This window comes from Kribbella sp. NPDC049174, assembly GCF_043197365.1.
In the GTDB taxonomy this organism is placed as follows: domain Bacteria; phylum Actinomycetota; class Actinomycetes; order Propionibacteriales; family Kribbellaceae; genus Kribbella.
This window is the reverse complement of record NZ_JBICSZ010000004.1, coordinates 70,248-84,578: the sequence shown is the minus strand read 5'-3', so window position 1 is coordinate 84,578 and position 14,331 is coordinate 70,248. Positions and strand designations below refer to the sequence as shown.

The following is a 14,331-nucleotide window of genomic DNA, read 5'->3' as shown; positions in this document are numbered from 1 at the left end:
GGACCTGATGACCGTTGCTCCCGACGGCCGGCCGCTGGTCGGCGATGTCGTCCGGCTGGACCGTCTCGTTGCCGCCGACATCGAGCCGCTGTACGACGCGATCGCGAACGAGCAGGTGTACGCGTCCGGGTTCGGCGGCGGCATCGCCGGGCTGCCCGCCGACGCGGCGGAGATGGCCGAGCAGTGGATCGGGTCGTCCGCCCAGCGAGTGGCGTACGTGGTCCGGCTGGTTGCCGACGGCACCGTCGTCGGTACGACGAGCCTCGGAGATGTGGACCTCGGCAACGAGTCGGTGCACCTGGGCTGGACCGGGTACGCGCCGTCGGTGTGGGGGACCGCGGTCAACCCCGAGTGCAAGTTCCTGCTGCTGCAGCACGCGTTCGAGGACTGTGGCTTCGGCCGGGTGAAGATCCAGACCGGTACGGCGAACACCCGGTCCCAGGCGGCGATCGCGAAGCTGGGCGCGACGCGAGAGGGCGTACTGCGCCGGCACAAGCGGCTCGCGGACGGCTCGTTCCGCGACACCGTGGTGTTCTCGATCCTGGCCGACGAGTGGCCGGAGGTCCGCAAGCGGCTCGAGGACCGGCTCAGCTGACGGTGCTGCGGGTGCCGGCCAGTTCGGCGAGGGCGGCGTACGAGTTGATCAGGTCCGAGCGGTCGTAGGTGCTTGTCGTGAGCAACACTTCGTCTGCCGCGGTACGGCGTACCAGTCAGCCCAATGCGGCGTCGACCTCCTCCGGAGTGCCGTAGATCTGGCCGCGGAGGGACTGTTCGAAGAACCCGCGCTCCTTCTCGGTCATGTCCCGTTGCTGTGCCGGCTCCAGCGGTGGGAACACGCCACGGGTGCGGGAGTAGGCGGTGGACCACGCTTCAGGCAGTAGGAGCCGTCGAGCCTCATCAGTGGTTGCTGCGACCGCAGCAGTAGTTGCGAGTACGACGTACGGCCTCGGAGCCCACGTGGACGGCTGGAACTCGGTGCGGTAACGGTCCAGCAACTGCAGGAGATCTGACTCGGCTTTGACGCCGGCGATGACCAGGGGGAGGCCCAGTGAGGCTGCAAGGAGTGCGCCTTCTCCTACAGCGAGGATGAAGGGTGGGACGCGCAGGCCTTCGCCGGGGCGGGCGTGGACCTGTGGGTGGTTCTGCTGCGTGCCGTCGAAGTACCCGAGGAGTTCCCGGACCTGTGCGGCGAAGTCCTCTGCCGCGTCCTTCTCGACGCCGAGTGCGCGACGGATGCCGTTGGTGAAGCCGACCGAGCGGCCCAGACCCATGTCGATGCGGCCGGGGAAGAGTGACTCGAGTACGCCGAACTGCTCAGCCACCACCAGCGGCCGGTGGTTCGGCAGCATCACACCGCCGGTGCCGACCCGGATCCGGCTGGTGCCGGCCGCGACAGCCGCGGCCAGCACAGTCGGCGCCGAGCCGACCACTCCGGGGACGCTGTGGTGCTCAGACACCCAGAAACGCTTGTAGCCAAGCTCTTCCACCCGCTGGGCCAACGCGACTGTCTGCCGCAGCGTCTCCGCCTCTGACTCACCAACCCGAGTCCTCGAGCGGTCGAGCACAGACAACGGAACACCGGTCAGCGCAGACATATCCAGTCCAACCGCTGCCCCGAAAGCCTCATTCCCCGAGCAGTCGGCGGAGATCGTCGCGGAAGCGATTGCTGGAGGTCAGGGGAGCGAGGAAGGCTTGCTCGACCTTGATGCGGACCTGCTCGGCCTTCTCCAGGGTGTCCTCGCCGTGCGGGGTGAGGGCGACGATGTTGCGGCGGCGGTCCTCCGGGCTGCGACGGCGTTCGACCAGGCCGCGTTCCTCCAGCGTGTCGAGCAGGTCGCCGATGGAGGTGCGGTCGACGCCCAGCCGGGCCGCCACTTCCAACTGGGAGAGCGGCTCCTCCGACGCGACCGTGGACAGCACCGCGAGGTCGCGGCCGGTGATACCGAACGGCTCCAGTGCCTTGGCCTGTTCCTCGGTCAGCCGCGCCTGCACGTGTTTGAGCAGATAACCCAGCCGGTCGGACATCATGGGCAGAATCTACCGGGAGACTGATCTTCAGGAGAGCTGATCATCAGCTATGCTGACGATTATGCCACCCACCTTCGGTCTGAAGACCACCCCGATGCATGTCCCGTACGCCGATATCCAGCGCGTCTGGCTGGAGGCGGACGAGATCCCCGAGTTCCGCGACGCCTGGCTGTGGGACCATTTCCTGCCGCTCGTCGGTCCGAAGGACGGCCCGGTCCTGGAGGGCTGGACGCTGCTCAGCGCGCTCGCCGCCCAGACCTCCCGTCTGCGTGTCGGACTGCTGGTGACGAGCAACCGCATCCGACCGCCGGCGGTGCTCGGCAAGATCGCCAGCACGCTCGACGTCATCTCGGGCGGGCGCCTGGTCATGGGGCTCGGTGCCGGCGGCACCCATCAGCCGCCCGGCGCAGGCGGGATCCCGGGCGACAACCCGGCCGTCGCGGAGCATGCGGCGTACGGGCTGACCCTGGTTCCGCCGCGCGAAGGCGTCGACCGACTGCGTGAGACCATCGAGATCCTGCGCGGCATGTGGACCCAGGACGTCTTCGACTACCACGGCCGCTACTACACCCTCGAGGCGAACCGGAACGAGCCGAAGCCGATCCAGCGCCCCGGCCCGCCGCTGCTGATCGGCGGCTGGGGCAACCGGATGATGGGCCTGATCGCCGAGACCGCCGACATCTGGAACATCAGCGGTCCGCCCCACAACGACCTCGACTTCCTCGCGGATCGAGTCCGGCGCCTGGACGCGGAGTGCGCCCGGATCGGCCGCGATCCGGGCGAGATCAGCCGCTCACTCCAGCAGATCGTCTCGTACGACGACCCGGCTGCCACCCGGTCCGTCGTCCGCCGGGCTGTCGCGCTGGGCTTCGACCACATTGTGCTGTCGCTGCCGCGGCCGTACCCGGATCACGCCGCTCGCTGGCTCCGTGACGAGATCATTCACCCTTCGATCTGAGTGGAAAGGGTTGGTGAGTTTTTCACCAAGCTCCGGCGTCAGGTGGAAACTGGATACAGGCGACTACGCCCGGTCATCCAGTGAGTCCGAGGAGTGACATGAGGATCCAGGAGCGCACGACGACGAGACTCAAGGCCGCTGTCAGCGGTCTCGCCCCTGATCGCCGCGACCACGGTGCCGCTGGCATCCAGCGCCGCAGCAGCCGCTCCCAGCGCCACAGCAGTCGAGCCCAGTGCCAGCACAGTCGGGTCGCCGAGCGCCGTACAGGCTCAGGCCGCGGCGGCGGCCAAGCCGGTGCCGACGCTCGGCTACTCGGCGCAGGGCGTGCGGACCCTGAACATCGACTTCCAGTACCAGCAGACCGGCTACTGGTGCGGCCCGGCGGCGACGCGGATCGCGTTGTCGGCGCGGATCTCGCCGCCGAGCCAGCAGCAGCTGGCCAACGAGTTGCCGACCGACGAGAACGGCACCGACTGGATCGGGCAGGTGACGCGGGTGCTCAACAACCACCTCGGCACCGGCTGGTACGAGACCAAGGAGATGCCGAACGACCCGCCCACCCAGGCCCAGCGCGACCTGCTCTGGCGTGACGTCGTCCTCGACATCGACAACAACTACCCGATCGTCGCCAACATCGTTGCCCCCGCCAACAACCACCCGCCGGGCTATCCGAACTACACGATCTGGCACTACTTCACCGTGATCGGCTACGACACCAGCGACATGACCGTCCTGATCGCCGACCCGGCCGGCTTCGCCCCGACGGCGACATACTGGCTGACCTTCAACCAGCTCGCCACCTTGATCCCACCGAAGGGCTACTCGGCCTGATCGCCCAGCGGGCCGGGGTACGCCGTACTCCGGCCCGTCACTCGACCGCGGTGGACCGGCTGAGTTGCTCCCACTCAGTCACCTCGGCCAGGAGCGCCTCATGGTGCTCGCGGAGTCCGTCGACCGCGTCATTGCCGAGCAGGAGGCGCAGCGGCGGCTTGTCGCTGTCCAGTGCCTTCATGATCGCTGCGACACCCTTGACCGGGTCGTTCGGCTCGGAGCCCAGCAGCTCCTTGGTGGCCAGTCGGGTGGCGCCTGCTGTCTCCCGGTAGATGTCCAGCTCAGCAGTCGTTCGCTTGTTGCGGTTGAACTCGGTCCGGAACGCGCCAGGTTCCACCAGCAGGACGCGGATGCCGAGGGGCGCGACCTCGGTGGCCAGCGCCTCGGACAGTCCTTCCAGGGCGTGCTTCGCCGAGTTGTACGCGCCGTACCCTGGATACGTCTTCAGCCCACCCAGTGAGCTCATCTGCACGATCGTGCCCGAGCCCTTTGCGTGGAACAGCGGCAGGACGGCCTTGGTCACCTCGGCGGCGCCGAAGAAGACGACATCGAACTGCTCGCGCAGCTCCGCCATCGACACCTCCTCGATGGCTCCCATCACCATCGAGCCGGCGTTGTTGACCAGGACATCGATCCGGCCGAAGACCGCCACCGTCGCCTGGACCGCGGCCTCGATCGAGGCGGGGTCGGTGACATCCAGCGCGGCCGTACTGACCCGGCCGTCGCCCAGCTCGGCCAAGTCGGCCAGAGTCTCGGGTCGGCGAGCGGTGGCCATCACCTGGTCACCGGCGGCCAGTGCGGCCAGGACGAGCTCTCGTCCGAAGCCGGTGGAGCAGCCGGTGATCAGCCAGACCCGGCCTGGTTCGTTGTGGTTTTCGTGTGCGTTGTTCACGCTTCGAGTCTTCGTCGGGACCCCGGCCCGGGACCAACATCGGCTACCTGGCGCGGCAGTAGCCTGAGCCTGTGACCCCTGAGCTTCGCCAACTGCGGTACTTCGTCGCGGTGGCGGAGGAGTCGAGCTTCACCCGGGCCGCCGCGCGGCTGACGATCGCGCAGCAGTCGCTGTCGCAGCAGATCACGCTGCTGGAGCGCATGGTCGGCGCGAAGCTGTTCGACCGCGACAGCCGGGGGACTTCGCTGACCGAGGTTGGCAGGGTCTTCCTTCCCGAGGCACAAGCCGTGCTGGCGCGGGCGGATGCGGCCATGACCGTCGTCGGCCGGGCGGTCCGCGGCGAGACCGGCCACCTCAGGCTGGCGTTCCTGGCGACGACGGCGCACTATCTGCTGCCACCGGTGGTCCGGGCCGTCCGCGAACGCCTACCCGATCTCCAGCTGGCGACCGAGGAGACCACGATCGGCCGGCTCGTCGAAGGCATCACCAACGGCTGGTACGACGTCGCCTTCTCCCGGCCGCCGCTGGTCGACGGACTCGCGACCCGGACGCTGGTCACCGAGGAAGTCTGCGCCGTCCTGCCCGAGGGGCATCCGCTGGCCGGCCGGACCGAGCTGAACCTGGCCGAGCTGGCCGATGACCCGTGGCTCCTCACGCCGCGCAGCTCGTGGCAGCCCTGGCACGAGGTGTACGACGAGGAGTTCCGCGCCGCCGGGTTCGAGCCGAACGTGGTGCACCGCGACCCGAGCATCCAAGTGCTGCTCGGGATGGTCGCCGCCGGGGTCGGGGTGACCAAGCTGGCCCGGTCCGCGCAGAGCCTCCGGCGTACCGGGGTGGTGTTCGTGCCGCTGGCCGGGCAGACGGTGTCGACGCAGATGGTCTGGCTGCCGGGCAACACCTCGCCGGTCCTGCCGGCCATCCGGGCGGTGGTGGCGGAGCTGGCCGAAGCCGGTGCGATCACCACCACCGGCTAGGGCAGTGACGCGGGACACGGCCCGTGCGCAGGAAGTGAATTTGTGAATGGAGAAGGCGGCGGGCGACAATAGGGCGGTTATGACTACCTCCCTCCCACTTGTTTTCGATGAGCCGCGCCGTGCCAAGAAGCCGCCGCGGCATCTGGCCGACCTGTCCGGGGAGGAGCGGCGTACGGCGGTCGCCGCGCTGGGGGAGCCCGCGTTCCGGGCCAAACAGCTGTCGAACCACTACTTCTCCCGGCTGGTCTCCGACCCCGCCGAGATGACCGATCTGCCGGCCGCCACGCGGGACAAGCTGGTCGCGGACCTGATGCCGCCGCTGCTGACCCGGGTGCGCGACCTGGAGTGCGACAAGGGCCAGACCCGTAAAACCCTGTGGAAGCTGCTCGACGGCTCGCTGGTCGAGTCCGTCCTGATGCGGTACACGGACCGCACCACGATGTGTGTCTCCTCGCAGGCGGGGTGCGGGATGGCGTGCCCGTTCTGCGCGACCGGCCAGGCCGGGCTGACCCGCAACATGACCACGGCCGAGATCGTCGAGCAGGTCGTCGACGGTGCCCGGGCGCTGTCCCGCGGTGAGATCGCCGGCGGCCCCGGCCGGGTCAGCAACATCGTGTTCATGGGCATGGGCGAGCCGATGGCGAACTACAAGGCCGTGATCGGCGCCGTCCGGCGGTTCACGGACCCGTCGCCGGAGGGCCTCGGCATCTCCGCCCGCGGCGTCACCGTGTCGACCGTCGGCCTGGTGCCGCGGATGAACCAGCTCGCCACCGAGGGGATCCCGGTCACGCTCGCGCTGTCGCTGCACGCCCCGGACGACGAGCTGCGTGACGAACTCGTGCCGATCAACAACCGCTGGAAGGTCGACGAGGTGCTCGACGCGGCCTGGGCGTACGCGCAGCAGACCAAGCGCCGGGTCTCGATCGAGTACGCGATGATCCGCGACATCAACGACCACGCCTGGCGCGCGGACCTGCTGGCCGAGAAGCTGGCGGCGCGTGGCGACTGGGGCTGGGTGCATGTCAACCTGATCCCGCTCAACCCGACGCCCGGCTCCAAGTGGACCGCGTCGGACCCGGCCGACGAGCGTGAGTTCGTCCGCCGCCTGCAGGCCGGCGGCATCCCGACCACCGTCCGCGACACCCGCGGTCAGGAGATCGACGGCGCCTGCGGTCAGCTGGCCGCGGCCGACAGAGCATGACGGTGCCGGAGGCGCCCGCGCAGTTCACGCGGGTTCGCTGGCGCCCGGGGTACGACGTCGCCGAGGTCGACCGGTTCGTCGTACGGCTGCTCGCGACCCTCGACGGGCGTCCGGTGGACAGCCCGGTGACGTCCGACGAGGTCCGCAACGTGGCGTTCAGTAGCTCCCGGTTCCGCGGGGGCTACGACGTGGACGAGGTCGACCGCTTCCTGGACCTGGCCGTCGGCTGGCTCAACGGCCGCTGACCACAGTCGGTCAGGCCAGCCCGGTGAAGATCTTCGCCAGCGCGGATGGCTGCGAGAACATCGGCCAATGGCCGGTCGGCAGCTCGACCAGCTCCCAGTTGGGTGACTCGAGTTGCTCGGCGACATCGCGGGATGGCACGGCTCCGTCCATCAGGCACTTGATGTAGGTGGTTGGGAGCTCCCCGATCGGGCGGACCAGGGCGGCTGGCTCCGAGATGGCTCGCCCGGGATGCGGCGTACTGCGGCTGACGATCACGGCGATCGCCTCGTCCGACAGGTCCTGGTCCGCGTAGTCCTCGGCAACGAGTGGCGGCCAGAAGCCACCCGACTCCGCCAGCTGCCCCTCGACCCAGGCACGCCCTTCGTCCGACCACCCGTCGATGAACGACTTCCCGTCGGTCGGGATGTTCGAGTCGACGTACACCACCCGCGACAGCCGGTCACCGATCCGCGCCGCCGCCTGACCGACCGGGATCCCGGAGTAGCTGTGCCCGGCGAGCACGACGTCGCGCAGATCGTTGCCCTCGACCACCGACACGATGTCGTCGACATGCTGCTGCTGACCGACCTGAGCCGACTCCGAGTCATGACGCTCCGCGAGCCCGGGCAGCGTCACGGCGTACACCCCATGCCCCTCAGCCCGCAGCACCTCGGCCACCTCGTCCCACGCCCACGCACCCAGCCAAGCCCCCGGCACCAACACAAAATCCACCATGCCGCGCACCGTAAACCACCCCACCGACAAACTGTGATCATGCGCATCGAGGTACGGCGGTACGACGAGACGGATCGTGAGGCGGTGCTGGCGCTCGCGCCGCGGCTCGCCGAGGGTGTTGCGGAGTGGCGCCCGGCCGAGCGGGTTCGACGGGCCGCTGTCGGCTGGGTCGAGGATGCACTCAAACGAGCCGGCGAGCCGGCCCGCTTCGTCTTCGTCGCCGCGGCTGACGGGCAGGTGGCGGGGTTTGCGGCGGGGGAGCAGCGGACGCATTGGACCGGACAGGTGGACCTGTACGTCGGGGAACTGGTCGTGGACGTCGAGTGGGAGCGGAAGGGAGTCGGCCGGGCGCTGGTCGACGCGGTGAGTGAGCACGCCGGCCGGCTCGGCATCGACCGCGTCACGCTGGAGACCGGAGCTGCCAACACTCCAGCGCGCAGGTTCTACCGCAGCCTCGGCTTCCAGGAGGAGGACGTACGGCTCACCAGAGTCCTCAGCTGACCAGCGCGGCGGCTTCTTCGATGGTGTTGACGAGGCGGACGGAGGTTGCCATCGGGCGTTCTGCGGCCAGGGACTGCAGGAGTGGCCAGACCGGGAGTTTGACGGTCCAGTGGTGGACGTCGACGAGGATCAGGGGAGTCTGGGTGGCCTGGTCGCCGTAGTAGTTGGGGGTGACGGCCTGGAAGATCTCCTGGACCGTGCCGGCCGCGCCGGGGAGGTAGAGGATGCCGCCGCGGGCACGACTCAGTAGGACGTCCTCACGCTGGGCGTTGGAGAAGTACTTCGCGATCGACGACGCGAACACGTTCGGCGGCTCGTGACCGTAGAACCAGGTCGGGATCGACACTCCACCGTCGCCGGGGAACGCACGCCGTACGCCGAGACCCGCGGCCGCCCACGCCGCCACGGACGGACGAAACGAAGGTACGGCGGTCAGCGTGGACAGGACCGTGTCGACGACGGAATCGTCGTACCCGGACAGTGAAGCACCCAGGTTGGCGGCCTCCATCGCGCCCGGACCGCCGCCGGTGACGACGGTGCGACCGGCCCGGGCGAGAGTGCGACCGAGGAGCACAGCGGAGCGGTACGCCGTACTGCCACGAGCGATCCCGTGGCCGCCCATCACGCCGATCCATGGCTCGCCGTCAGGGAGCTCCGTGAGCGCGTCGGCGATGGCGTGGTCGTGCAGGGCCGACGCGAGGGTGCGGCTGGTGTCGCCCTTCTCGTCGTGCTGCCGGGACCACGCGTAGATCTGCGCGTCCGGGGTGGCGTCGTACCCGTGCTCGAGGCCGGCGTAGAGCTCCTCGGCGTCGTACAGCGTGCCGCGGTAGGCATCGAAGGGCAGCGACGGGATGGCCGGGAAGACGAGCCCGCCGCCGTCGCGGATCCAGGCCTCGGCCTTCTCCTCCAGGGCGCAGCCGAGGAACAGGGAGCCCCGCGGGTCCAGGCCGAGGAGTTCCGCGGTCCGGCCGGACAGGTCGACGGACTGCACCCGCCAGCCCTCCATCGAGGCGGCCCCGGCGGCCACGATCCGGTCGAAATGGGTCAGCGACTCGACGTCGACGTGCGGAATGCTCGGCAGTGTCACGAGCAGCACCCTAACGGGCCGGAACGCACCCGGAACTCACCTGGAACCGAACCGGCATTCTCCCGGCATTTCATCGACCTCCGCTATGAGGAGGGCCGGTGATGAGGTAATCCTTGGGGCATGACACATGCGGAGCTCTGGGAGCGTCACAAGGCCGTCATGCCGGACTGGCTCGCGTTGTACTACGAGGAGCCGATCGAGATCGTCCAAGGATCCGGGCGGCGGGTCACGGACGGCGAGGGGAACACCTACCTCGACTTCTTCGCCGGCATCCTGACCAACGCGATCGGCTACGACATCGCGGAGATCTCCGACGCTGTGCGCGAGCAACTGGCCACCGGGATCGCGCACACCTCGACGGTGTACCTGATCCGCAAGCAGATCGAGCTGGCCGAGCAGATCGCGGAGCTGTCCGGCATCCCGGACGCCAAGGTGTTCTTCGCCAACTCCGGCACCGAGGCGAACGAGGCGGCGATGATGCTCGCCACCCAGAACCGCCGCTCCAACCAGGTGCTGGCGATGCGCAACTCGTACCACGGCCGCGGTTTCGGCACGGTCGCGATCACGGGGAACCGCGGCTGGTCCGCCAGCAGCCTGTCACCGGTGAACGTGCAGTACGTGCAGGGTGCGTACCGGTACCGCAGCCCGTTCCGCGACCTGCCCGACGCCGACTACATCAAGGTCTGCGTCGACGACCTGCGCAACGTCATCGAGACCACCACCGCGGGCGATGTCGCCTGCCTGATCGTCGAGCCGATCCAGGGCGTCGGCGGATTCTCCTCACCGCCGGACGGCCTGTACGGCGCCTTCAAGCAGGTGCTCGACGAGTACGGGATTCTCCTGATCGCCGACGAGGTGCAGACCGGCTGGGGCCGGACCGGTGAGCACTTCTGGGGGATCCAGGCGCACGACGTGGTGCCGGACGCGATGACGTTCGCCAAGGGCCTGGGCAACGGGTTCGCGATCGGCGGCGTGGTCGCCAAACCGGACCTGATGGACAGCTTGAGTGCGAACTCGCTGTCCACCTTCGGCGGCAACCCGATCTCCACCAGTGCGGCGAAGGCGACCATCGACTACCTGCTCGACCACGACCTGCAAGCGAACGCGGCCAAACGCGGTGCCCAGCTGGCTGACGGGCTGCGCGGGATCTCCGAGGAGTTCCCTGAGCTCGGCGACGTCCGCGGCAAGGGCCTGATGCTGGCAACCGAGATCGTCAAACCCGAGGACAACAGCCCCGACGCGGCCACCACCGCAAGGCTCCAGCAGGAGACGAAGAATCGCGGCCTGCTGGTCGGCAAGGGCGGCCTCTACGGCAACGTCCTGCGGATGGCCCCACCGATGACCCTGACCGAGGCCGAAACCACCGAAGCCCTGGAGATCATCCGAGACTCCTTCAACACGCTGCGCTGACTTTCAGTCAGAGCTGAAAGGCAGGTCGGGAGACAGAAAGGCCCCGATCGCTGGGATCGGGGCCTTCCGCATCGTGGTGGTTACAGCGGAGCTTCTGCTGAGGTGGCGGCTTCGGCGGCTGAGGGTGGGGGAGTTCCCCGCACCTTGCGCTGCCGGCGGGAGCGGCCTTCGAGGTAGCGGGCCAGGATCGACAGCAGCGAGCAGAGGCCGATGTAGATGACCGCGATGACGATGTACGTCGGGATGTACGGGAAGCCGTACTGCAGCCGGCCGCCCATCTGCTTGCCGACGTACAGCAGTTCGGCGTAGGTGATGATGAAGCCGAGCGCGGTGTCCTTCAGCAGCACGACGAGCTGGCTGACGATGGCCGGCAGCATCGAGGTGATGGCCTGCGGCAACAGGATCAGCCGGACCACCTGGTTCTTGCGCAGACCGGTCGCGTACGCCGCTTCACGCTGACCCTTCGGTACGGCGGCGATACCGGCCCGGAAGATCTCCGCCAGCACGGAGCCGTTGTACAGCGTCAATCCGAACACGACCGCCCAGAACGGGCCGAAGCCGAGGTCGAACTGCAGGTTGCCGTAGTAGAAGAAGAACATCAGGATCAGCAGCGGGATGGCCCGGAACAGCTCGACGACCAGTGTCGCCGGCGCCCGGAACCACCAGTGGTCGCTGATCCGGGCTGCCGCGAACACGGCACCGAAGATGAGCGCGAGCACCGTGGCCAGACCGGCCGCCTTGAGCGTGTTGAGCAGGCCGTTCAGCAGTTCCTGCTGGATCGACGAGTAGGTGAACTGGATCCAGCGTCGCTCGGCGAACTGCCCGCTCTCGTTCAGCCGGTAGATCACCCAGCCGATGACGGCCAGCAGACCGACGATGACGATCGCGTTGAGGATCCGGTTGCGTGCCTTCGCCCGCGGGCCGGGTACGTCGTACAGGACCGCACTCATCAGGCCACCGCCGTCCGTCGCTCGGCCCACCGCTGCAGGAAGACCAGGGGAATGATCAGGATCAGGAAGCCGACGGTGATCCAGACCAGCGTGGCGATCTGGTTCTCACCGCGTTCGGCCATCACCGCCGGGATCGCACCGGCCTCCGCGACGGAGAAACCGGCCGCGATCGTGGTGTTCTTCAGCAGCGCGATCATCACGCTGGTCAGCGGCGGCACGATCGCCCGGAAGGCCTGCGGGAGTACGACGATGCCCAGCACCTGCATGAACGTCATCCCGACCGAGCGGGCCGCCTCGGCCTGGCCGGCCGGGATCGTGTTGATACCGGACCGGACGATCTCGCAGACGAACGCCGCGGTGTAGACCGTCAGGGCGACCACCGCGGACCAGAAGAAGTCCGGCAGCGAGATCTGCATCTTCGGGGCACCGAAGACGAGGAACGCGAACACCAGGGTCAGCGGGGTGTTCCGCAACACGTTCACGTAGCCGGTGCCGACGGCGCGCAGCGCCGGGACCGGGGAGACCCGGAATCCGGCCAGGATCGTGCCGAGCACCAGGCTCAGCACCGCGGCGATCAGGAACAGCCTGAGCGTGGTCCAGAAACCGTCGACGAACAGTTCCCAGTTGTCGGTGAGGACCGAGAGCATCGCGACCTTCCAGAAAAAGAGTGGAGCGCAATCCCCGACGAGCGGAGCGCAGGCCGGCCGCGACGCCCGTCAGGACGCCGCGGCCGGAGTGGATCAGTACTTCTCGAGCGGCGGCGGCGTCGAGTCCGAACCCGACTTGCCGAGCGTCTCGTCGTAGATCGCCTTCCAGGTGCCGTCGGTGGCCGACGTCTCCAGGATGGTGTTCACCTTGTCGCGCAGCGCCTTGTCGGCCAGCGGCAGGCCGATGCCGTACTTCTCGGTGCTGAACGGCTTGCCGACCACGCGCAGCTCGTCGGGTGCGGTCGCCGCGTAGCCCTTGAGGATCGCGTCGTCGGTGGTGACGGCGTCGACCTTGCTGTCCAGCAACTGCGAGACACACTCGGAGTACGTCTTGAACTCGGAGATGTTGCTCGTCTCGGTGAGCTGCTCGTCCTTGACCCGCTGGATCGGGGTCGAGCCGGTCGCCGAGCAGACCTTCTTGCCCTTCAGCGCGGTCTTGCCGGCGTCCATCGAGGTGTCGGCCTTGCGGACCAGCAGGTCCTGGCCGGCGATGAAGTACGGGCCGGCGAAGCCGACCTGGGTCTTGCGCTTGTCGGTGATCGAGTAGGTGCCGACGTAGTAGTCGATCTCACCACCGGCCAGCGCGGTCTCCCGGTTCGCCGACGGGATCTCCTTGTACTCGATCTTCTCCGGGTCGAAGCCCAGGTTGGCCGCGACCATCCGGGCGACCTCGATGTCGAAGCCGCAGCGCTTGCCGTCGGCATCCTTGTAGCCGAGGTTCGGCTGGTCGGCCTTGACGCCGACGACCGGGTTCCCACGGGTCTTGATCTTGGTGTAGGTGGCGCTGCCGGCCACATCGGCCGCGGCCGCGGTGTCGAACTTGTGCAGTTCGCCGCAGGCGTCGGACGCCGCGTTGCCGCCGTTGCCACCGGCGGCGTCGGGCTCGTCGGACCCGCAGGAGGCGACGGTCAGCGCGAGCGCCGCGACGCCGAGGCTGGCGACGAGGTTGCGCATTCTCATGATCTGGTTCCCCTTCGTGTGGTTGCTGGTACGGCAGCGGGCGGACGTCAGTGCTTCAGGATCTTGCCGAGGAAGTCCTGGGCACGCCGCGAGGTCGGGTTGGTGAAGAAGGTCTCCGGAGTGGCCTCCTCGACGATCTCGCCGTCGGCCATGAACACCACCCGGTTCGCGGCGGTGCGGGCGAAGCCCATCTCGTGCGTGACCACGACCATCGTCATTCCCTGCTTGGCCAGGTCGATCATCACCTCGAGGACCTCCTGGATCATCTCCGGGTCGAGCGCCGAGGTGGGCTCGTCGAAGAGGATGACCTTCGGGTCCATCGCCAGCGCCCGCGCGATCGCGACGCGCTGTTGCTGGCCGCCGGACAGCTGAGCCGGGTACTTCGAGGCCTGGTTGGCCACCCCCACCCGCTCCAGCAGTTCCATCGCCCGCTGCTCGGCCGCCTTCGGGTCCGTCTTGCGGACCTTGCACGGACCGAGCGTGACGTTCTGCAGGATCGTCTTGTGCGCGAACAGGTTGAACGACTGGAACACCATGCCGACATCGGCCCGCAGCTTCGCCAGGGCCTTGCCCTCGCTCGGCAGCGGCTGGCCGTCCAGCATGATGGTGCCCTCGTCGATCGGTTCCAGCCGGTTGATCGCGCGGCAGAGCGTCGACTTGCCGGACCCGGACGGGCCGATCACCACGACGACCTCGCCCTTGTCGATGGACAGGTTGATGTCCTTCAGGACGTGCAGGTCACCGAAATGTTTGTTGACGCCGGTCAGGGCGACCAGACCGGCCGCCTTGCTGGTGTCCGGCGTCAGGGTTCCGGAATCGCTCATGGCCAGAACCTAGCGGAGGCTTGGGTTCCGTCGCAGCGCTGGTCGGTT

General features: G+C 68.3%; 17 protein-coding genes. 8 read left to right on the top strand and 9 right to left on the bottom strand.

Annotation, left to right across the window (positions count from 1 at the left end; translation table 11 throughout):
• Positions 1-7 precede the first annotated feature (7 nt).
• The gene (locus ACGFIF_RS22425) at positions 8-595 is read left to right on the top strand and encodes a GNAT family N-acetyltransferase (RefSeq protein ID WP_393156944.1); all 588 of its coding nucleotides are present in this window, start codon (positions 8-10) and stop codon (positions 593-595) included.
• Between the two features lie 115 nt (positions 596-710).
• On the opposite strand, the gene ACGFIF_RS22420 is transcribed toward ACGFIF_RS22425, so the two are convergent.
• Positions 711-1,595, bottom strand: a complete 885-nt coding sequence (locus ACGFIF_RS22420) for an MsnO8 family LLM class oxidoreductase (RefSeq protein ID WP_393156942.1) — start codon at positions 1,593-1,595, stop codon at positions 711-713.
• 28 nt (positions 1,596-1,623) lie between these two features.
• Positions 1,624-2,028 (bottom strand): MarR family winged helix-turn-helix transcriptional regulator, encoded by a 405-nt coding sequence (locus tag ACGFIF_RS22415; RefSeq protein WP_393156940.1) that lies wholly within the window; start codon positions 2,026-2,028, stop codon positions 1,624-1,626.
• Between the two features lie 61 nt (positions 2,029-2,089).
• Between ACGFIF_RS22415 and ACGFIF_RS22410 the strand changes: the two genes are divergently transcribed.
• Together ACGFIF_RS22410 and ACGFIF_RS22405 are read left to right on the top strand one after the other, a co-directional pair.
• Positions 2,090-2,986, top strand: a complete 897-nt coding sequence (locus ACGFIF_RS22410; RefSeq protein WP_393156938.1) for an LLM class flavin-dependent oxidoreductase — start codon at positions 2,090-2,092, stop codon at positions 2,984-2,986.
• Between the two features lie 174 nt (positions 2,987-3,160).
• Complete coding sequence (locus ACGFIF_RS22405) at positions 3,161-3,817, top strand: C39 family peptidase (RefSeq protein WP_393156937.1); 657 nt, start codon at positions 3,161-3,163, stop codon at positions 3,815-3,817.
• 37 nt (positions 3,818-3,854) lie between these two features.
• Here ACGFIF_RS22405 and ACGFIF_RS22400 read toward each other — a convergent pair whose 3' ends face one another.
• Positions 3,855-4,709: an oxidoreductase gene (locus ACGFIF_RS22400; RefSeq protein WP_393156934.1), complete on the bottom strand. Its 855-nt coding sequence runs from the start codon at positions 4,707-4,709 to the stop codon at positions 3,855-3,857.
• A gap of 71 nt (positions 4,710-4,780) precedes the next feature.
• Here ACGFIF_RS22400 and ACGFIF_RS22395 point away from each other — a divergent pair, with 71 nt between their 5' ends.
• From ACGFIF_RS22395 to ACGFIF_RS22385, 3 genes are all read left to right on the top strand, one after another.
• Positions 4,781-5,683, top strand: coding sequence for a LysR family transcriptional regulator (locus tag ACGFIF_RS22395; protein WP_393156932.1), 903 nt, complete (start codon positions 4,781-4,783; stop codon positions 5,681-5,683).
• Positions 5,684-5,762: 79 nt separating this feature from the next.
• On the top strand, positions 5,763-6,884 hold the full coding sequence (gene rlmN / locus ACGFIF_RS22390) for a 23S rRNA (adenine(2503)-C(2))-methyltransferase RlmN (protein ID WP_393156930.1): 1,122 nt from the start codon (positions 5,763-5,765) through the stop codon (positions 6,882-6,884).
• Positions 6,881-7,129 (top strand): DivIVA domain-containing protein, encoded by a 249-nt coding sequence (locus ACGFIF_RS22385; protein ID WP_393156927.1) that lies wholly within the window; start codon positions 6,881-6,883, stop codon positions 7,127-7,129. The genes rlmN and ACGFIF_RS22385 overlap by 4 nt, the downstream gene beginning before the upstream one ends.
• A gap of 10 nt (positions 7,130-7,139) precedes the next feature.
• On the opposite strand, the gene ACGFIF_RS22380 is transcribed toward ACGFIF_RS22385, so the two are convergent.
• Positions 7,140-7,844 carry an alpha/beta fold hydrolase gene (locus ACGFIF_RS22380; RefSeq protein ID WP_393156926.1) on the bottom strand — a complete coding sequence of 235 codons (705 nt, stop codon included), beginning with the start codon at positions 7,842-7,844 and terminating at the stop codon, positions 7,140-7,142.
• 39 nt (positions 7,845-7,883) lie between these two features.
• Between ACGFIF_RS22380 and ACGFIF_RS22375 the strand changes: the two genes are divergently transcribed.
• A complete protein-coding gene (locus ACGFIF_RS22375; RefSeq protein WP_393156923.1) occupies positions 7,884-8,345 on the top strand; it encodes a GNAT family N-acetyltransferase in 462 nt (153 codons plus the stop codon).
• Here ACGFIF_RS22375 and ACGFIF_RS22370 read toward each other — a convergent pair.
• Positions 8,338-9,432: an LOG family protein gene (locus ACGFIF_RS22370; RefSeq protein WP_393156922.1), complete on the bottom strand. Its 1,095-nt coding sequence runs from the start codon at positions 9,430-9,432 to the stop codon at positions 8,338-8,340. The two genes, ACGFIF_RS22375 and ACGFIF_RS22370, sit on opposite strands and share 8 nt — an antisense overlap.
• 120 nt (positions 9,433-9,552) lie before the next feature.
• Between ACGFIF_RS22370 and ACGFIF_RS22365 the strand changes: the two genes are divergently transcribed.
• A complete protein-coding gene (locus ACGFIF_RS22365) occupies positions 9,553-10,842 on the top strand; it encodes an aspartate aminotransferase family protein (RefSeq protein WP_393156921.1) in 1,290 nt (429 codons plus the stop codon).
• Positions 10,843-10,922: 80 nt separating this feature from the next.
• Here the strand turns inward: ACGFIF_RS22365 and ACGFIF_RS22360 are convergent, their stop codons facing one another.
• From ACGFIF_RS22360 to ACGFIF_RS22345, 4 genes are all read right to left on the bottom strand, one after another.
• A complete protein-coding gene (locus ACGFIF_RS22360) occupies positions 10,923-11,792 on the bottom strand; it encodes an amino acid ABC transporter permease (protein ID WP_393156918.1) in 870 nt (289 codons plus the stop codon).
• Positions 11,792-12,439 (bottom strand): amino acid ABC transporter permease, encoded by a 648-nt coding sequence (locus ACGFIF_RS22355; RefSeq protein WP_393156917.1) that lies wholly within the window; start codon positions 12,437-12,439, stop codon positions 11,792-11,794. The genes ACGFIF_RS22360 and ACGFIF_RS22355 overlap by 1 nt, the downstream gene beginning before the upstream one ends.
• 93 nt (positions 12,440-12,532) lie before the next feature.
• Entirely contained in the window at positions 12,533-13,459 is a 927-nt protein-coding gene (locus ACGFIF_RS22350; protein ID WP_393156916.1) for a glutamate ABC transporter substrate-binding protein, read from the bottom strand.
• A gap of 47 nt (positions 13,460-13,506) precedes the next feature.
• Positions 13,507-14,235, bottom strand: coding sequence for an amino acid ABC transporter ATP-binding protein (locus ACGFIF_RS22345; protein ID WP_393157654.1), 729 nt, complete (start codon positions 14,233-14,235; stop codon positions 13,507-13,509).
• Positions 14,236-14,331 lie beyond the last annotated feature (96 nt).